Origin of the sequence: Variovorax sp. WDL1, from assembly GCF_001541225.1 — a bacterium.
Lineage (GTDB): Bacteria > Pseudomonadota > Gammaproteobacteria > Burkholderiales > Burkholderiaceae_C > Variovorax.
The window spans coordinates 9,675-25,885 of the sequence record NZ_LMTS01000158.1; the positions used below are offsets into that span (position 1 = coordinate 9,675).

Below are 16,211 nucleotides of genomic sequence, written 5' to 3' on the forward strand. Positions count from 1 at the left end.
GCGACCGCCGATCTTTTTCCTCGCTTTACGCTCGGCGGGTTGATCGGAACCCAGGCCTTCGACGCGGGTGCCCTATTCGAGCGCGACAGCGAGATGCGGCTGCTCACGCTGGGCGTGGATGGATCGTTTCTCAATGTCGGCCGCGTGCGCGCGCGCATCGCTGCGTCCAACGCGGCCGAGGCTGGCAACCTGGCAACTTACGAGCGCACCGTGCTGACTGCGCTGGAGGAGACCGAAAACGCGCTGGTGCAGGTTTCCCGCAGCGCACGCCAGACCGCGCACCTGGAGCAGGCGGCGGCAGCCGGGACGCGCGCCGCGAGCATGGCGAGGTTGCGCTTCGACCAAGGCTCGATCGACGTGTTGGAGTTGCTCGACGCCGAGAACGCGCGCTTGCAGAGCCACGACGCCTTCGCGCAGGGCCGCGTGCGCAGCACACTGGCCGTCGTCTCGCTGTACCAGGCGCTCGCAGGCGGCTGGCCTCGCCATCACCCTGCTGCCCATAACGTGGCGAGCAAGTAGGCCGACACCAGTCTTGCGCAGGCCCGCGGCCGCCCCGAGCATCAAGCGCGCGGCGCGGTCTTCTATGCGCGCTTGCGCTCAGGCCATCTGGCCGAATACCAAACGGACGACACAGCAAATGCGTCATTCTTCCACGACGGACGACCAGCACGACGCCAACTGGCCGGCGGTACTATCCATGGCAATCACCATGTTTGCGCTGGTCTGTAGCGAACTGCTGCCGATCAGCATTCTGACGCCCATGGCCAAGGACTTGGAACTGTCGGTCGGCGAGGCAGGCCAGGCCGTGACCGCAACGGCCGTGGTCGCCGCCGTTGCCAGCCCCGCGGTCATCTTTCTCGCCGGGCGGATTGACCGACGTTTGCTGATTCGTGGGCTGACCGTCGTCCTCTTGCTATCGAGTCTGCTGGCGTCGGTCGCGACCGATCAGTGGACGCTGCTTTTCGCGCGCGGGCTGCTGGGGGTGGCACTGGGCGGAACCTGGGCGATGGTGACCACGCTAGCACTGCGGCTGGTATCTCCGGCCCAGGTCGCCCGGGCCATGAGCATCATCTTCACGGGCGTAACAGCGGCGAGTGTCGCCGCGCCCGCCGCTGGTGCCTTTCTGGGCGAAACTTGGGGTTGGCGTGGCGTATTTCTTGTCACGGCAGGCCTGGGCGTGCTGGCGTTGCTCGCGCAATTGTCGACCCTTCCGCGCCTTCCCACGATGCATCGTCCGGCACTGAACGCTTTCGGCGATGCGCTCAGCCGGGCTCCGGTGCTGGGCGGGTTGGTCACGATTGTCCTGGTGCTTTCAGGACAGTTTGCCGGCTACACCTTCATCCGGCCGCTGCTGGAACAGGTGGTTAACCTGAATGTCAGCCAGATCTCGCTGGCGCTTTTGCTTTATGGGATTGGGGGCCTCATCGGAGGTGCGGTCGGCGGGCTGCTGGCGGCGCGCAACGCGTCACTATGTGCAGCGGGAGCGGCGCTTGTGATGGCACTGATGGCCGCCTTGCTGGCATTCGCTGGAACCACTTCCCTGATCTCGCTATTGCTCCTCGTTATCTGGGGGCTGGCCTTCAGCGCTTTCTACGTCTCGATCGCGACGTGGCACGCGAGAGTGGCCCCTGACCTTGCTGAGAGCGTCGGTGCCCTGCAGGCGACCGCATTCCAATTCTCCATTGCGCTCGGCGCCGGCGTCGGCGGCGTTGCCATCGATACTTTCGGCCTCTCCGGCGTCTTCACCTACGCTTGCGCAGCGTTGCTGGCAGGGGCGGCCGTGATCTTGACAACGGGCGTGCGATCCCAGAGGAGGAGCCCATCCCTTTGAAGCAGAAAGAGATGAGAAACCATCAGCACTGTGCGCCAGCATGCACGGACATGCCGCTGTGCGCTGCCGGACGCCAGCCGTGGCAACCGGCAGCGGCATCATTGAACCGACGGCCTCTTTGTAGCGCCGGGCGACTCGTGCCAGTTAACGATGTTGAGGATGGCCGCGATGTAGTCGGGACGGCGGTTCTGGTAGTCCAGATAGTACGCATGCTCCCAGACATCCAGAGCAAGGATCGGCGTCTCACCTGAGAGGCCTGCGTATGCGCCCATCAGAGAACTGCCCTGGTTAGCGCTGCTCTTGACTAACAGGTTGCCGTCCTGGCCAACCTTCCTTGCGGCTTGCCATCCTCGGCACTCAGTACCGTCCAACACAGCGAGTGGTTGGCGTGACCGCCGCCATTGCTACGCACAGCCGTCTGACTGCGTGGCCAGACTTTCGATTGCGATGCGACTTGGGCACAACTAGAATCTCAACATAACTTGAGCAATGGAGTCAGCCATGAACCGGATCGACACGTCGCGTCGCTTGACGGTTGGAGAGGTGTCACAGCGCAGCGGCCTGCCCGTATCCACGATCCACTTCTACGAGTCCAAGGGCCTGATCCAGAGCGAACGCACGTCCGGAAATCAGCGGAGATACTCGCCCGCTATCTTGAGGTATCTGGCCATCGTCAAAGTCGCGCAGCGGGCCGGACTATCGCTGGACGAAGTGCTCGACGCTCTCGGGCAGTATCAGCCGGGCGTTCATCTGACTGCTGCGCATTGGCGCCGTGTGGCGTCTAGGTGGCGTGAAGACCTTGACGACCGCATTACGCAGTTGATGCGGCTGCGGGACGAACTCGGGGGATGTATCGGGTGCGGTTGCCTCTCTCTCAAAGAGTGCCCGTTGCGTAATCCGGGCGACATACTCGCGGGCCAGGGGCCCGGTGCGCGTATCCTTGAGCGAGAATAGGCGGGACTTGTGAGATTGACAGTCGACTGAGTGGATCGCGCCGGCAGGGTCGACGTAGGGCGATGTATCCGCTACGCCGACCGCCGCAGTTCACGTCGTCTAAGTCGGCCGTGAGATTGCTGAAAATTCATTCGGCATTTTTGTGCAGCGAACAGTCCGCACGACCATTACCAACGAAGTGTGACAGGCCTCGTTCGCTTTCCTTGGGTCTCGTCTGTTCCTCACAGCGCGCAATCATTCGGACGTATTCAAAGGCCCCATGAGCGCAGCAATGATAGGGCAAGGAAGCGCCTCTCCCGTGTCTTCGCACCTCTCCAGCATGTCTCTCAGAGCGCCTCGCATGCGCTGAAGGTCGCCAACCTTCTCATCGATCTGGTCAAGGCGCCGCCGTGTCACCGTCTGAATAGCCCGGCGATTCCGCCCATCCTCCAGATCCAAGAGCGACTTCACCTCGTCCAGCGAGAACCCAAGGCTCTGAGCGCGCTTGATGAAGCCGATCCGCTGGATCATCGAAGCGGGGTAGCGCCGGAAGCTGCCGGCGTTCTTCGGGATCGGCAACAGGCCGCGTCCCTGGTAGTAGCGGATTGTCTCCACGCCGACGCCAGCGACCTTCGCCAGCCTGCCAACCGTCATCCAATCACCCAAACCTTCGTTCATCGAGCGATCCACTGTCTATTCACGAGCAACACAGAATAACGCAGTACCGCGTAGTTGACCCTTGCCTCCATTTGATCCAAATCAATTTCCCGCAGCTCAGTTGGGAATAGAATCACAGGTGTCAATGGGTCAATAGGCCGCACATGCGCACACTTCTCAACCACCGCAGGATTCGCGCCATCGCGTGGATGATGCTCGGGGTATGGCTGTTTGCGCTCGGGGCCGGGGTGGCCAATGCCTGCCTTCTGGAGTCTCCGCAGCAACATCGGCATGCTGTCGGGTATGAGCATGTCCCATCGTCCGGGCATGGAAATCATGAAGGCCTCCATGGTGAGCACGAAGAAGGTTCCCACGACCCGTCGAAGGCCCCGTGCCTGAAGCTCTGCGGCGACGTCAACCAGTCCGCCATTCAGAAAGCACCAACCTTCGCGTTCGACCTCGTCGGTTTGGCGCCTCCCGCCTATGGAGACCAGCTGCTGGCTCCGACGTTGGCTCTGCGAGCCATCCCATCGAGGGGTCACCAGCGACCACCTCCCAAGCGGCCGTCGTGGCTGCTGTTCGAGCGTCTCGCGCTGTAGCGCCTCCTTTGAGTTGCCGTGTCGGTCACACCCGGCGCACAACTCATAAGCCTTGACTCTGTACCCGACTACGGAGTTTTCATAGGGCTTTGTCCGCTTGCGGCGACATCGGTTTCGCCCCAATGGCAGGCACCCGCGGCTAAAGGAGAGAGAAATGAAATTCACGCATTCGATCGCGGCCATCGTGGGCGCCGCACTGGTCACCTTGTCTGCGTTCGCGCAGGACAACCATCAGGCCCATCACCCCGCAGGTGCGAGTCCGACCGCGGCCGAGACGCCAAGGGCGCCGACCACCGAGGGCATGGATGCGCAACTGAAGTCGATGCAGGCCATGCACGAACGGATGGTGGCTGCGAAGACGCCTGCGCAGCGCAAGGCGCTCATGGCCGAACACATGCAGGCCATGCGGGCTGGCATGGCGATGATGGGCGCAATGAAGGATGGAGCCGAGTCGGCGCCGACAGCTGAGCGGCAGCAAATGCTCGAAATGCGCATGGACATGTGCCAGTCCATGATGCAGATGATGATGGACCGGATGCCTGAGCCGGCGAAGTGAGGAGGACGACCATGACAACTTCTCACCGCACCGGTCCAAGGTTTTCGCGCTCGCGATGGTTCCTGGGCTTTCTGGTCTTCCTGGCCGTGAGCATCTACATGCTGCTGACGGAACACCGCGGGCACTACCTGGCCGCGCTGCCACTGGTCCTCCTGGCGACTTGCGTCATCGCTCATGTGCTGATGCATCGCCATGCCGTACCAGGCGACGGTAGCAAGGCGAATCCACCGTGCCCGGGAGAGCGCAAATGAACCACGATGCGCCCGCTTATGGGCTTTGGCTGCTCGTCCTCGTGAACTCGGCGGTCTTCATCATGTTCGCCTTCAGCTTCTTCAAACCGCAGACCTCGCGCGACTGGAGAACCTTCGGGACATTCGCAGCGTTCATTGTTGCCTTGTTCGTCGAGATGTACGGCTTTCCGCTGACGCTGTACGTGCTGTCCGGCTGGCTTCAGACCAAGTATCCCAGTCTGGACTTGCTGTCGCACAACAGCGGCCATCTCTGGTCGACCCTGCTGGGCGAGAGCGGCGACCCTCACTTCAGCCCGCTTCATATCGCAAGCTACATCTTCATCGGGGGCGGCTTCTGGCTTCTGTCGAGCGCCTGGACGGTGCTCTACCACGCGCAACGGCACGCCCAACTTGCCGTGAGCGGCCCATACGCCAGGATTCGGCACCCGCAGTATGTGGCCTTCGTGGCGATCCTTTTCGGCTTTCTGCTGCAGTGGCCGACGCTGTTGACGCTGCTGATGTTCCCCTTCCTCGTCGTGATGTATTCGAGGCTGGCAGTCAACGAGGAGAAGGACATGCGCAAGCAGTTCGGCGCCGAGTTCGACGCCTATGCCGCGCGCACGCCGCGCTTCCTTCCCTCCCTCTCGGACACGCGCCAGCGAGGCTGACATGAAGAAGACCCGCTGGCGTCAGCGCATCAATCGACCGTACCTGGCTGCAGCCTACGGACAAGGCGATGGCTGCGGCTCCAGCTCGGATGCGGACATGAGCGCCGCGCCCCGCCGGGCGTCGACACACGCAATGCTGATCGCCTGCGACCAGACCTAACGGAGAACCCATGGCAAAGAACAAGAAGGGCGCCAAAGGCGCCAAGCACAAGGCCGATGTGGACGGCACCGGCACTGCCCACGGCTCAGCGCGCGACGAGACAGCGACACGCTCGATCGGCCGCGAGGACTACGAAGCACAGTTGCACATGCTGCAGATCGAACTGGTGAAACTGCAGCGGCATTTCATCAAATGCAACGACCGTATCCTGATCCTCTTGGAGGGAAGGGACGGCGCAGGCAAGGACGGCAGCATCAAGCGGCTGGTCGAACACCTGAGTCCTCGGGAAACACGGGTCGTCGCGCTAGGAAAGCCCTCCGACCGGGATCGCACGGGCTGGTACTTCCAGCGCTACGTCCCGCACCTGCCAGTTGGCGAAGAGCTCGTGGTGTTCAACCGCAGTTGGTACAACCGTGCGGGCGTGGAACCGGTGATGGGCTTCTGTACCGCCGAGGAGCACGAGGAATTCATGAACTCAGTGCCCAAGTTCGAGGAGATGCTGGTCAACTCCGGTATCAAGCTGCTGAAGTATTACCTCGACATCGGCAAGAAGGAGCAGAGCCGCCGGCTCGGGGAACGCCGCCGTGATCCCCTCAAACAGTGGAAGTCGAGCCCGGTGGATGCCGTCGCGCTTAAGCACTGGGACGGCTATACACGGGCGCGCGACGAGATGTTCATGCGCACCCATACGGCCGCGGCGCCCTGGTCTGTCGTGCACGCCGACAACAAACGGTTGGCGAGGCTCAACCTGATCAGAGACATCCTCTCCCGGCTGCACTACGCCGGCAAGAAGCACAAGGTCATCGCTCCCGACCGGGAGATCGTCTTCGAGTTCTCGCAGGACTGCCTGGACTCGGGCCGACTCGCTCGTTGAGACCACGAACACAGCGAACAGGAAGAACAGCCATGAAGTCGATCAACGTTGAAGTCGGAGGGCTCGTATCGAGCCTGAGCGCGGAGGGAGTACGCCGCAAGCTGCTGCAGCTTCCCGGCGTCCATCATGCAGATGTCAACTATGTTGCGGGAAGCGCAACGGTCCATCTCGATGAGGGACAACTCAGTGTCGAGGATCTGCGCCAGCGCATCGCCGAATGCGGCTATCACTGCCGTGGCGAGCAGACGCCCAAGCACGTGTGCGCGCCCGCCGCTGGCGTCTCTGCCGACCCCAGCCATGCGGTGCACGGCCATCACGGCGCACCCGCACGTCAGGCGCAAGAGATGGGGCATGAGGGGCACCACGCGCATGCCCCCGCCACGGCCGCACGCGCGAAGGCTGCGGCCACGACGCCCGCCGCCCATGCTGCGCACCAGGCCCACGCAGGCGACCCTGCGATGGACGACATGATGCACGACATGGGCCACGGGTCGGGCTCGATGCAGGACATGGCTCGGGACATGCGCAATCGCTTCTTCGTGGCCCTGGTCTTCGCCATTCCCGTGTTCTTCTATTCCCCGATGGGGAAGATGTTCGGCGACTTCCAGACGCCGTTCGGGCTGGACGACAAGCTCTTTCTTTTCTTCCTCGCAAGTGCCGCGATCATCTATCCAGGTTGGCCTTTCTACGTGGCGGCGTGGCGCGCGCTGCGCAACGGCGTCGCCAACATGGCCACGTTGGTCGTGCTGTCGGTGGGCACCGGCTACCTGTTCAGCATCGGCGCGACCTTCTTCTACGAGGGTGAGGTGTTCTATGAAGCGGCATCGGTGCTGCTGGTCTTCATCCTGCTGGGGCACTGGCTGGAGATGCGCGCCCGCGCGGGCGCATCCGACGCGATTCGCGCGTTGATGGATCTCGCCCCACCCATGGCCACGGTCGTGCGCAACGGGGTGGAGACCAAGGTACCGACCGCCGAGGTTGCAGCCGGGGAACTGGTCGTGATCAAGCCCGGCGACAAGATCCCGGTGGATGGCGAGATCGTCGAGGGCGCGTCGCAAGTGGACGAGTCGATGCTGACGGGCGAGTCCATGCCGGTCAAGAAGGGCGTGGGCAGCACCGTCGTAGGCGCCAGCATCAACAAGAGCGGGAGCTTTCGCTACAAGGCCACGAAGGTCGGCGCGGACACGGCCTTGGCGCAGATTGTCAAGCTGGTCCAGGAGGCCCAGAACTCGAAGGCCCCCGGCCAGCTGCTGGCCGACCACGCATCCCAGTGGCTGGTGCTGGCGGCGATCGTGATTGGCCTGCTGACCTTCAGCGTCTGGTACTGGGTGATGGGACAGACATTACTGTTCGCACTCACCTTGACCATCACCGTGTTCGTGATCGCATGCCCTGATGCGCTGGGGCTGGCCACCCCGATGGCCATCATGGTCGGGACCGGGCTGGGCGCAATGAACGGCATTCTCTTCAAGAATGCGGCCGCATTGGAGAACGCCACCAAGTTGACGGTCGTGGTGTTCGACAAGACCGGCACCTTGACACTGGGGCAGCCCGATGTCGTCGAGATGGTGGCCGCGCCCGGTGTCGAGGAGACGCGGCTTCTGGCGACGGCCGCCGCGGTGGAGAAGTTCTCCGAGCACCCCCTCGCGCTCGCAGTGCTCAAGCGTGCGGGAGACATGCCGACGGAGGTCACCGAGAACTTCACCAACATCGATGGGCAAGGCGCACGGGCCACTATCGGGGGCGAGACGGTGCTCCTGGGCAACCGGCTGCTGATGCAGTCGGAACAGGTGGATCTGGCCCCCCTTGCCAGCGAGGCGGCGCGGCTGCAAGGCGGGGGGCGCACTGTGGTCCACGTCGCGCGCGGTGGCCGGCTGATCGGCCTCATCGCGATCGCCGATGCCGTGCGGCCGACCTCGCGCGAGACGATCGCCAAGCTGCAGGCACGCGGCGTGAAGGTCGCGATGCTGACCGGCGACAACCAGGCGACCGCCGAGCGCATCGGCAAGGAACTGGGTATCGACATCGTGCTTGCGGATGTGTTGCCCGGGCAGAAGGCCTCCAAGATCAAGGAACTGCAGCAGCAGGGTCACAAGGTCGGCATGGTCGGCGACGGCATCAACGACGCTCCGGCGCTGACGCAGGCCGACGTGGGCTTTGCGATTGGCGCGGGGACGGACGTTGCGATGGAAAGCGCCCAGGTGGTGTTGATGAAGAGTGACCCCTACGACGTGGTCGGGGCCATCGAACTGTCCCGGGCGACGCTGCGCAAGATGCACCAGAACCTCTGGTGGGCCGTGGCCTACAACGTGATCGCCTTCCCGCTGGCGGCCGGGGTGCTGTATCCGTTCACCTTGTCGCCCGAGGTCGCTGCATTGTCCATGTCGGGCAGTTCCGCGATCGTCGCGATCAATGCGCTGATGCTCAAGCGCACGCGCCTGCCGGGGATCAAGCGCGTGACGTCGCGTGCCAGTGTCCCAGCGGCCGCGTCAGCCTGAGCGGCGGGCCACCATGGTAGAGAGCCGCGCCATGCGATCACCGCGCGAATCCGGGCCCACCCGCCAGCAAGACCTCGGCGTCGCGCAGCTGGGTTGGCTCGCTGCGGCCGTATTCGTCGTCTCGGCCGGATATGGGGCACTGATGCCCTTGATCCCCGACTGGCTGCGGCCCTTGATGGGCGACGCGGATCCTGCGGCGCTTGCGCGCCATGTCGGCTACCTCAGCGGCATCTACACGGCGGGCATCCTGCTGGGTGCGCCCCTGTGGGGCATGCTGGCGGACAGGCTGGGGCGTGCCCGCGTGTTGCTGGTGGGCCTGATCGGCTACGTGGCCAGCCTGCTCCCGCTGCTGCGCCCCGAGTCCCTGGGCGTGGTCGGCATCTATGCGCTGCGCGGCGCGACGGGCTTTTTTGTGGCCGCGGTCGTGCCGGTGGTGCCGGCGCTCGTCGCGCAGTACACCCCAGAATCGATTCGCGCCAGGCGCTTTGCATGGCTGGGTGCGATGTCGCTGCTCGGGTTCCTGTTCGGCCCCGGCCTGAACGCCGCTGCAGAACGGCTTGTCGGCCTGGGCTTCTTGAGCGTGCTGGTACAGGGCTCATCGACCACGCTCGTAATCGCACTCTCGGCCGCGCTCGGCGCGCTGATGATGCTGGGCCTGGCCGCAACGCTTCCCGCACCTTCCTCCCTTGGAGAGGCGGACGCAGCCGATCACGACGGAGCACCCCGGAGCCGCTCCCTGGCGCTCTGGATTCTCAACGGTGTGGTCATGTTCGTGCTTGCCGGCTTTGAACTCGGCATCGTGCTGCAGGGCCAGCGCCACCCCGATCTCTCCTCCCGAGAGGTGTCGTTGATGTTCGCCGAGTGCAGTCTGGTGATGCTGGGCGTCAACGCGGTGCTGTTCTTCACCGGCCTGCTGGAGCGCGCCGACCCACGCCGCGTACTGGCCTGCGGCATGGTCCTGGGCATCGCCGGGCTCCTGATGCTGGCCCGCCATGGCAGCGAGATGTGGCTGTACGTCGGCGTGAGTTTCACGGCTGCGGGCACGGGTCTCGTGCTCCCCACCCTGGCCTACCTCGCTGCCGGCACCTCGGCGCGGCGGCTCGGTATCGCGATGGGAGGGCTCGCCGCGGCAGCCGGCCTCGGACAAACACTGGGATCGGCCGCCACCGGATGGCTATTCGGCGCTGTGATGCAGAGCACCTTTGCGTGGCTGTCGATTCCACTGGCCGCCACCCTCGCGCTGCTGCTCATTCCGCGGCGTTGGTGGCCAGCCAACCCCGTCCTGGTGAGCGCTTCACCGTCCCGCACTTTTCTCACTTCCACGGAAACCGAACCATGAGACTGATCCTGATGTCCCTGCTCGCAGCGCTTGCCCTGTCGCTGAGCGGATGCGGCTACAACGACTTCCAGCGGCTGGACGAGCAGACCAAGTCCGCCTGGTCCGAGGTGCTGAACCAGTACCAGCGGCGCGCCGACCTGATCCCCAACATCGTCGCGACCGTCAAGGGCGAGACCAACTTCGAGCAGGAGACGCTGACCCGGGTGGTCGAGGCCCGCGCGAAGGCGACCTCGATCCAGGCCACGCCGGAACTCGTCAACAACCCCGAGGCGTTCCAGAAGTTCCAGGCGGCACAGGGCGAACTGTCCGGCGCGCTGAGCCGGCTGCTGGTGGTGAGCGAGAACTACCCGCAACTCAAGGCGAACCAGGCTTTTCAAGACCTGCGTGCCCAACTTGAGGGCACGGAGAACCGCATCACCGTGGCGCGTGGGCGCTACGTGAAGGCGGTGCAGGATTACAACGTGCTCACGCGCAGCTTCCCGACCAACATCACGGCCAAGCTGTTCAGCTACGTCGTCAAGCCCAATTTCTCGGTCGCCGACGAGAAGGCCATGGCGGCGCCGCCACAGGTCGATTTCGGCGCCTCGGCGCCGGCGGCGCGCCCCTGACATGAGAACGCCCAGAACAGCGGTGCTCTCTCCGGCGGCCCCTCTTCGGCTGGCCCACGCTCTGGCCTGGCTGCTGCTGAGCCTGTTCCTTTCGGTCGCGTCCGCGCAGGAGTTGGTCGCCGTTCCCCCGCTGCAGGCGCGCGTCACCGATCTCACGGGAACGCTCGCCGCCGATCGTGTCGCCGCGCTGGATGCGCAGCTTCGGGCCTTCGAGCAACGCAAGGGCGTGCAGATCGCCGTGCTGATGGTCCGCTCGACGCGGCCCGAACCCGTCGAGCAGTACACCCTGCGGGTGGTAGAGCAATGGAAGCTCGGCCGTCGCAAGGTGGACGACGGCGCGTTGCTCCTGGTGGCCAAGGACGACCGCACCGTGCGCATCGAAGTCGGATACGGCATCGAGGGTGCGCTGAGCGACGTGGTATCGCGGCGCATCATCGACGAGGTGATCACGCCGCGCCTGCGCCAGGGCGATTTCGACGGCGGCATCGCCGCAGGCGCCGAACAGATCATGCGGGTGATCGATGGCGAGGCCCTGCCTGCGGCGGACCCACGGCGGCAGGGGCAGACCAACGACATCGGGCAGGCCTGGCCCTTCCTGTTCGTCGCGGCCCTGATGCTGGGCGGAGTGCTGCGCAACGCCCTCGGCCGCCTTCCAGGCTCCCTGGTCACGGCTGGCGTGCTGGGTGCCGCTGCGTGGCTGTTGGTGGGCACCTTCGCGGTGGCCGCGGTGGCTGGACTGGCGGGATTCCTCGTCACGCTGCTGGGCATCGGCATGGGTGGCCACGGCGGCCTGCACGGGCGCCACCGGGGAGGCGGCTGGCCGGGCGGAGGATTCCGCGGCGGCGGCGGCGGCTTCGGTGGCGGCGGCGCGTCAGGACGGTGGTGAGATGAACATGCAACGACTTCTTCGCCACCTTGCGACCACGGATCGCGCAGTCCGCCGCGCCTTCCCCCCGCGTGCCCTGGATGCGATCGAGCAGGCCATCCGCACGGGAGAGTTCCAGCATGGGGGCCAACTGCGCTTCGTGGTCGAGGGTGCGCTGGACGGATCGCCACTGTGGCGCAACCAATCGCCGGGCGAGCGGGCGCTGGACCTGTTCGCACGCCTGGGTGTGTGGGATACGGCGCACAACAGCGGCGTCCTGATCTACGTGCTGCTGGCCGACCGGGCCGTGGAGATCGTGGCCGATCGCGGCATCCATGCCTGTTGCGGTGCCGAAAGGTGGTCGGCTGTGTGCCAGCGCATGGAAGCCCAGTTTGCGCAGGGACGCTTCGAGGCCGGAGCCCTGGAAGGCATCGTGGCCGTCAGCCACCTGCTGGTGCAGCACTTTCCGCGGGGCGCGGACCACGGCAACGAGTTGCCGGATCGGCCGGTCCTTCTTTGAACGACAACATCCTTGGAGACCTACCATGCAACTTCAGTTTCTGGGTGCCACCGGCACCGTGACCGGTTCCAAATACCTGCTGCGCCATGGCGACGCGACCATTCTGGTGGACTGCGGCCTGTTCCAGGGATTCAAGCAGCTGCGCCTGCGCAACTGGGAGCCGCTGCCGGTCGCGCCCAAGACCGTCGACGCGGTCGTGCTCACCCACGCCCACATCGACCACAGCGGCTACCTGCCACTGCTGGCGCGACAAGGCTTTCGCGGCCGGGTTTACTGCACGTCCGCGACGCACGAGCTGTGCAAGATCCTGCTCACCGACAGCGGCCATCTGCAGGAGGAAGAGGCGAAGTTCGCCAACCGGCACGGTTTCTCCAAACACCAGCCCGCGCTGCCGCTGTACACCCGTGAGGACGCCGAGCGCTGCCTGAAGCTGTTCGCGCCACGTCCGTTCTCTCAGGACTTCGAGGCGCTGCCCGGACTCACCGCGCGGTTGACGCCTTCCGGGCACATGCTCGGCTCGGCCTTCGTGCACCTCAACGACGGCCGGCGATCCGTGCTCTTCTCCGGCGACATCGGCCGGCCCAACGACCCGGTGCTGCGCCCGCCGGTGCAGGTCCCCGGCGCCGACTACCTGCTGCTGGAATCCACCTACGGCAACCGCAAGCATGAAGCGTCCGACGCACTGGCGCAGCTGGAGACTGTCATCAACAAGACGGCCGCCCGTGGAGGGGTCGTGGTCATCCCAGCGTTCGCTGTCGGCCGAGCGCAGAGCCTGATGTACGGCATCTACCAGCTCAAGAAGCAAGGGCGCATCCACCAGCACCTGCCCGTGTACCTGGACAGCCCGATGGCCATCGATGCCACACGGCTGTACCACGCCCATCGCGACGAGCACCGGCTCTCGCCCGAGGAATGCGAGGGCATGTGCCATGCCGCGAAGATCGTCAACAAGGTCGAGGAGTCCAAGGCGCTCAGCGCCGGTCGTGGACCGATGGTCATCATCTCCGCCAGTGGCATGGCCACTGGAGGACGCGTGGTGCACCACCTCAAGTCATTCGCGCCCGACCATCGCAACACCATCCTGTTCGCCGGCTACCAGGCGGGCGGCACCCGTGGCGCTGCGATCGTGCACGGCGCGTCCACCGTCCGCATCCATGGCCAGGACGTGCCGATCCGCGCCGAGGTGGCCTCGCTCGACAACCTTTCCGCCCACGCCGATGCCGACGAGATCCTCGCGTGGATGCGCGGCTTCACGCAAACACCGCGCCGAACCTTCGTGACCCACGGCGAGCCGGAGGCGGCCGATGCGCTGCGCGCGCGGATCGACCATGAACTGGGCTGGTCGGTTGCCGTGCCCGAGTACCTGCAGACGGTGGATCTGGTATGACGGCGCACCTGCACGAGACCGGCACCGGCACCGGAGAGGATGGCGTGAACACGCTGCAGGCGTGGCGCACCGGCATCGACACCCATCAGGAGCCGGTGGTCTACATGCGGCGCGACTGCCCTGTCTGCCGGTCGGAGGGTTTCACGACCCAGGCGCGCGTGCAGCTGACGGCCGGCCGCCGCAGCATCGTGGCGACGCTCAGCGTCGTCGATGGGGATTGGCTGGCCGAGAACGTCGCTGGCCTGTCCGAATCGGCATGGGCGTCGCTGGGGGCGCAGCCGGGCCAGCTGGTCACGGTGACCCATGCACCGCCGCTGGATTCGCTCAGCCATGTCCGGGCCAAGGTCTACGGCAATGCCCTGGGCGATGCCGAGTTCAGCGCCATCATCTCCGACGTCGCGGCGGGCCATTACTCTGACCTGCATCTGGCCACCTTCATCACCGCCTGCGCCGGCGATCGCCTGGACCTCGCGGAGACCGTCTCGCTCACGAAAGCCATGATTGGCGTCGGTGACCGCATCGATTGGGGGCGCCCGCTGGTGGTGGACAAGCATTGCGTCGGCGGCCTGCCCGGCAACCGCACGACCCTGCTCGTGGTGCCCATCGTGGCCGCCTGCGGCCTCACGATGCCCAAGACCTCCTCGCGCGCCATCACCTCGCCGGCCGGGACGGCCGACACAATGGAGGTGCTGGCGCCGGTGAACCTGGATGTGCGAAGCATGCGGCGCGTGGTCGAACGCACGGGCGGCTGCATCGTCTGGGGCGGCTCGGTACGGCTCAGCCCCGCCGACGACATCCTCATCCGCGTCGAGCGGCCGCTGGACCTGGACAGCGAGGGCCAGCTCGTCGCCTCGGTCCTGTCCAAGAAGGCCGCTGCGGGCTCGACCCATGTGCTGATCGACCTGCCCGTGGGTGCCACCGCCAAAGTGCGCAGCGCGCAGGCCGCGGCGGCGCTCGGTCGGCGCCTGCAGGAGGTGGGCAGCGCCATCGGCCTGCACGTGGCCTTGCGCGTCACCGATGGTGAGCAGCCGGTCGGCCGCGGGATCGGCCCGGCACTGGAGGCCCGCGACGTGCTGGCCGTCCTACAAGGGACGCCCGAGGCCCCGGCCGACCTGCGGGAGCGAGCGTTGCGGCTGGCGGCGGACATCCTCGAAATGGGCGGTGCAGCGCCCGCCGGCGGCGGCCTGACGCTCGCCACGCAGGTGCTGGCCGACGGCCGCGCCTGGGCCACGTTCGAGGCGATCTGCGCTGAGCAGGGCGGCCTGCGCAGCATCCCGGTGGCAACGCATCGGCACACCGTCGCATCGCCGTCCACGGGACGGGTCTCCCGAATCGACAACCGGCTGCTCGCGCGGGCGGCCAAGCTCGCCGGAGCACCGACCGCCGCTGCCGCCGGCATCGACGTGCATGCGCGCCTGGGCGACCAGGTCGAAGCGGGACAGCCGCTCTTCACGCTGCACGCCCAGGCGCCGGGCGAGCTGGCCTATGCGCTGCAGTTCGTCCGCTCGCGCCCACCGATCTTCCAGATTTCGGAGAACCTATGAAACCTCTCGTTTTTCACCTGCCGGGCGACGAAGACTTCGCCGATGGACTGATCCGGGCGTTGGGCGCGCAGCGGGCTGCCCTGCAACTGCACCGGTTCCCGGACGGCGAGTCGCTGGTGCGGCTGGACGCCGACGTCACCGGCCGCACCGTCGTGATCGTGGCCAGCCTGGCACAGCCGGACGCCAAGGCGCTGCCCTTGTTGTTCGCCGCGGACGCAGCGCGCGACCTCGGCGCCACCCGCGTGTTGCTGGCTGCCCCGTACCTGGCGTACCTGCGTCAGGACCGGCGCTTCAACACGGGCGAAGCCATCACGTCCCGCACGTTCGCTGCGCTGGTGTCGACGGTGTTCGACGGTATCGTCACCGTCGATCCCCATCTGCACCGCTACCGCTCGCTCGGCGAGGTCTACCGGGTGCCGACCCGTGTGGTCCAGTCCGCGCCCGCCATCGCGGCCTGGGTCGCAGCCCATGTGGACCGTCCCGTGTTGATCGGACCCGATGCGGAAAGCGAGCAATGGGTCCAGGAAGTCGCGCGCTTGGCTGGCGCGCCGTTCACGGTGTTGCAGAAGATCCGCCGGGGCGACAAGGACGTGGAGGTCAGCCTTCCCGACACCGCGGCCCTGGCAGACCGCCAGCCTGTGCTCATCGATGACATCGTGTCCAGCGCGCGCACGATGATCCAGGCAATCGCCAGTGTGCGCAGCGTGGGATTGCCGCCACCGGTGTGCATTGGGGTGCACGCCCTGTTCGCCGCCGACGCGTACCACGCACTTCTTGCGGCAGGGCCCCAGCGGGTGGTGACCTGCGACACCGTGCCGCATGTCTCTAACGGCATCAGCGTGGTGGCACCGCTGGCGACAGCGGTGCAGGAACTGATGGAAGCCGGCGCGCCATGAGCCGCTGCGCCGCGCTCGCCATGACGCTCACGATCGAGGGGAGATG

18 protein-coding genes and 1 pseudogene are annotated in these 16,211 nt (G+C 65.8%); 17 read left to right on the forward strand and 2 right to left on the reverse strand.

The window, feature by feature from the left end:
* Both APY03_RS44230 and APY03_RS20705 read left to right on the forward strand, forming a co-directional pair.
* A partial coding sequence (locus tag APY03_RS44230; protein ID WP_232324356.1) for a TolC family protein occupies positions 1–519 on the forward strand: 519 nt, incomplete at its 5' end.
* A 178-nt stretch (positions 520–697) separates the two neighbouring features.
* The gene (locus APY03_RS20705; RefSeq protein WP_197913143.1) at positions 698–1,831 is read left to right on the forward strand and encodes an MFS transporter; all 1,134 of its coding nucleotides are present in this window, start codon (positions 698–700) and stop codon (positions 1,829–1,831) included.
* Positions 1,832–1,930: 99 nt separating this feature from the next.
* Here the strand turns inward: APY03_RS20705 and APY03_RS44235 are convergent.
* Positions 1,931–2,261, reverse strand: a pseudogene (locus APY03_RS44235) (superoxide dismutase); the annotation flags it as partial.
* A gap of 71 nt (positions 2,262–2,332) precedes the next feature.
* Between APY03_RS44235 and soxR the strand changes: the two are divergent.
* On the forward strand, positions 2,333–2,785 hold the full coding sequence (gene soxR, locus APY03_RS20710; RefSeq protein ID WP_023098533.1) for a redox-sensitive transcriptional activator SoxR: 453 nt from the start codon (positions 2,333–2,335) through the stop codon (positions 2,783–2,785).
* 234 nt (positions 2,786–3,019) lie between these two features.
* Here the strand turns inward: soxR and APY03_RS20715 are convergent, their stop codons facing one another.
* Entirely contained in the window at positions 3,020–3,442 is a 423-nt protein-coding gene (locus tag APY03_RS20715; protein WP_003090234.1) for a MerR family transcriptional regulator, read from the reverse strand.
* 143 nt (positions 3,443–3,585) lie between these two features.
* On the opposite strand from APY03_RS20715, the gene APY03_RS41665 reads away from it, so the two are divergent.
* The 14 genes from APY03_RS41665 (at position 3,586) to APY03_RS20780 (ending at position 16,165) form a co-directional block, all read left to right on the forward strand.
* On the forward strand, positions 3,586–4,020 hold the full coding sequence (locus tag APY03_RS41665) for a hypothetical protein (protein ID WP_157103439.1): 435 nt from the start codon (positions 3,586–3,588) through the stop codon (positions 4,018–4,020).
* Positions 4,021–4,174: 154 nt separating this feature from the next.
* Positions 4,175–4,576: a hypothetical protein gene (locus APY03_RS20725; RefSeq protein WP_003090236.1), complete on the forward strand. Its 402-nt coding sequence runs from the start codon at positions 4,175–4,177 to the stop codon at positions 4,574–4,576.
* A gap of 11 nt (positions 4,577–4,587) precedes the next feature.
* Positions 4,588–4,827 carry a DUF2933 domain-containing protein gene (locus APY03_RS20730; RefSeq protein WP_009516014.1) on the forward strand — a complete coding sequence of 80 codons (240 nt, stop codon included), beginning with the start codon at positions 4,588–4,590 and terminating at the stop codon, positions 4,825–4,827.
* Positions 4,824–5,474, forward strand: coding sequence for a methyltransferase family protein (locus tag APY03_RS20735; RefSeq protein ID WP_003090238.1), 651 nt, complete (start codon positions 4,824–4,826; stop codon positions 5,472–5,474). Before APY03_RS20730 ends, APY03_RS20735 begins: the two co-directional genes overlap by 4 nt.
* A 1-nt stretch (position 5,475) precedes the next feature.
* The gene (locus APY03_RS42595; protein ID WP_009516017.1) at positions 5,476–5,634 is read left to right on the forward strand and encodes a hypothetical protein; all 159 of its coding nucleotides are present in this window, start codon (positions 5,476–5,478) and stop codon (positions 5,632–5,634) included.
* Between the two features lie 10 nt (positions 5,635–5,644).
* Positions 5,645–6,508 (forward strand): polyphosphate kinase 2, encoded by an 864-nt coding sequence (ppk2, locus tag APY03_RS20740; protein ID WP_003090242.1) that lies wholly within the window; start codon positions 5,645–5,647, stop codon positions 6,506–6,508.
* A 32-nt stretch (positions 6,509–6,540) separates the two neighbouring features.
* A complete protein-coding gene (locus APY03_RS20745; RefSeq protein ID WP_006226038.1) occupies positions 6,541–9,006 on the forward strand; it encodes a heavy metal translocating P-type ATPase in 2,466 nt (821 codons plus the stop codon).
* A gap of 13 nt (positions 9,007–9,019) precedes the next feature.
* Positions 9,020–10,345, forward strand: coding sequence for an MFS transporter (locus APY03_RS20750; protein WP_009516022.1), 1,326 nt, complete (start codon positions 9,020–9,022; stop codon positions 10,343–10,345).
* Positions 10,342–10,953, forward strand: a complete 612-nt coding sequence (locus APY03_RS20755) for a LemA family protein (protein WP_009516025.1) — start codon at positions 10,342–10,344, stop codon at positions 10,951–10,953. Before APY03_RS20750 ends, APY03_RS20755 begins: the two co-directional genes overlap by 4 nt.
* 1 nt (position 10,954) lies before the next feature.
* Positions 10,955–11,839, forward strand: a complete 885-nt coding sequence (locus APY03_RS20760; protein WP_009516027.1) for a TPM domain-containing protein — start codon at positions 10,955–10,957, stop codon at positions 11,837–11,839.
* Position 11,840: 1 nt separating this feature from the next.
* Entirely contained in the window at positions 11,841–12,338 is a 498-nt protein-coding gene (locus APY03_RS20765) for a TPM domain-containing protein (RefSeq protein ID WP_003121538.1), read from the forward strand.
* A gap of 25 nt (positions 12,339–12,363) precedes the next feature.
* Positions 12,364–13,725: an MBL fold metallo-hydrolase gene (locus APY03_RS20770; RefSeq protein ID WP_068679637.1), complete on the forward strand. Its 1,362-nt coding sequence runs from the start codon at positions 12,364–12,366 to the stop codon at positions 13,723–13,725.
* Complete coding sequence (locus APY03_RS20775; RefSeq protein ID WP_003121540.1) at positions 13,722–15,269, forward strand: thymidine phosphorylase family protein; 1,548 nt, start codon at positions 13,722–13,724, stop codon at positions 15,267–15,269. Before APY03_RS20770 ends, APY03_RS20775 begins: the two co-directional genes overlap by 4 nt.
* Positions 15,266–16,165 carry a ribose-phosphate pyrophosphokinase gene (locus APY03_RS20780; RefSeq protein ID WP_003090267.1) on the forward strand — a complete coding sequence of 300 codons (900 nt, stop codon included), beginning with the start codon at positions 15,266–15,268 and terminating at the stop codon, positions 16,163–16,165. Before APY03_RS20775 ends, APY03_RS20780 begins: the two co-directional genes overlap by 4 nt.
* Positions 16,166–16,211: the final 46 nt, after the last annotated feature.

Excerpts from the sequence above, each read along its gene's own strand:
- APY03_RS20705 (WP_197913143.1), top strand. The coding sequence starts at position 698 with ATGGCAATCACCATGTTTGCGCTGGTCTGTAGCGAACTGCTGCCGATC.
- soxR (WP_023098533.1), top strand. The coding sequence starts at position 2,333 with ATGAACCGGATCGACACGTCGCGTCGCTTGACGGTTGGAGAGGTGTCA.
- APY03_RS20715 (WP_003090234.1), bottom strand. The coding sequence starts at position 3,442 with ATGAACGAAGGTTTGGGTGATTGGATGACGGTTGGCAGGCTGGCGAAG.
- APY03_RS41665 (WP_157103439.1), top strand. The coding sequence starts at position 3,586 with ATGCGCACACTTCTCAACCACCGCAGGATTCGCGCCATCGCGTGGATG.
- APY03_RS20725 (WP_003090236.1), top strand. The coding sequence starts at position 4,175 with ATGAAATTCACGCATTCGATCGCGGCCATCGTGGGCGCCGCACTGGTC.
- APY03_RS20730 (WP_009516014.1), top strand. The coding sequence starts at position 4,588 with ATGACAACTTCTCACCGCACCGGTCCAAGGTTTTCGCGCTCGCGATGG.
- APY03_RS20735 (WP_003090238.1), top strand. The coding sequence starts at position 4,824 with ATGAACCACGATGCGCCCGCTTATGGGCTTTGGCTGCTCGTCCTCGTG.
- APY03_RS42595 (WP_009516017.1), top strand. The coding sequence starts at position 5,476 with ATGAAGAAGACCCGCTGGCGTCAGCGCATCAATCGACCGTACCTGGCT.
- ppk2 (WP_003090242.1), top strand. The coding sequence starts at position 5,645 with ATGGCAAAGAACAAGAAGGGCGCCAAAGGCGCCAAGCACAAGGCCGAT.
- APY03_RS20745 (WP_006226038.1), top strand. The coding sequence starts at position 6,541 with ATGAAGTCGATCAACGTTGAAGTCGGAGGGCTCGTATCGAGCCTGAGC.
- APY03_RS20750 (WP_009516022.1), top strand. The coding sequence starts at position 9,020 with ATGGTAGAGAGCCGCGCCATGCGATCACCGCGCGAATCCGGGCCCACC.
- APY03_RS20755 (WP_009516025.1), top strand. The coding sequence starts at position 10,342 with ATGAGACTGATCCTGATGTCCCTGCTCGCAGCGCTTGCCCTGTCGCTG.
- APY03_RS20760 (WP_009516027.1), top strand. The coding sequence starts at position 10,955 with ATGAGAACGCCCAGAACAGCGGTGCTCTCTCCGGCGGCCCCTCTTCGG.
- APY03_RS20765 (WP_003121538.1), top strand. The coding sequence starts at position 11,841 with ATGAACATGCAACGACTTCTTCGCCACCTTGCGACCACGGATCGCGCA.
- APY03_RS20770 (WP_068679637.1), top strand. The coding sequence starts at position 12,364 with ATGCAACTTCAGTTTCTGGGTGCCACCGGCACCGTGACCGGTTCCAAA.
- APY03_RS20775 (WP_003121540.1), top strand. The coding sequence starts at position 13,722 with ATGACGGCGCACCTGCACGAGACCGGCACCGGCACCGGAGAGGATGGC.
- APY03_RS20780 (WP_003090267.1), top strand. The coding sequence starts at position 15,266 with ATGAAACCTCTCGTTTTTCACCTGCCGGGCGACGAAGACTTCGCCGAT.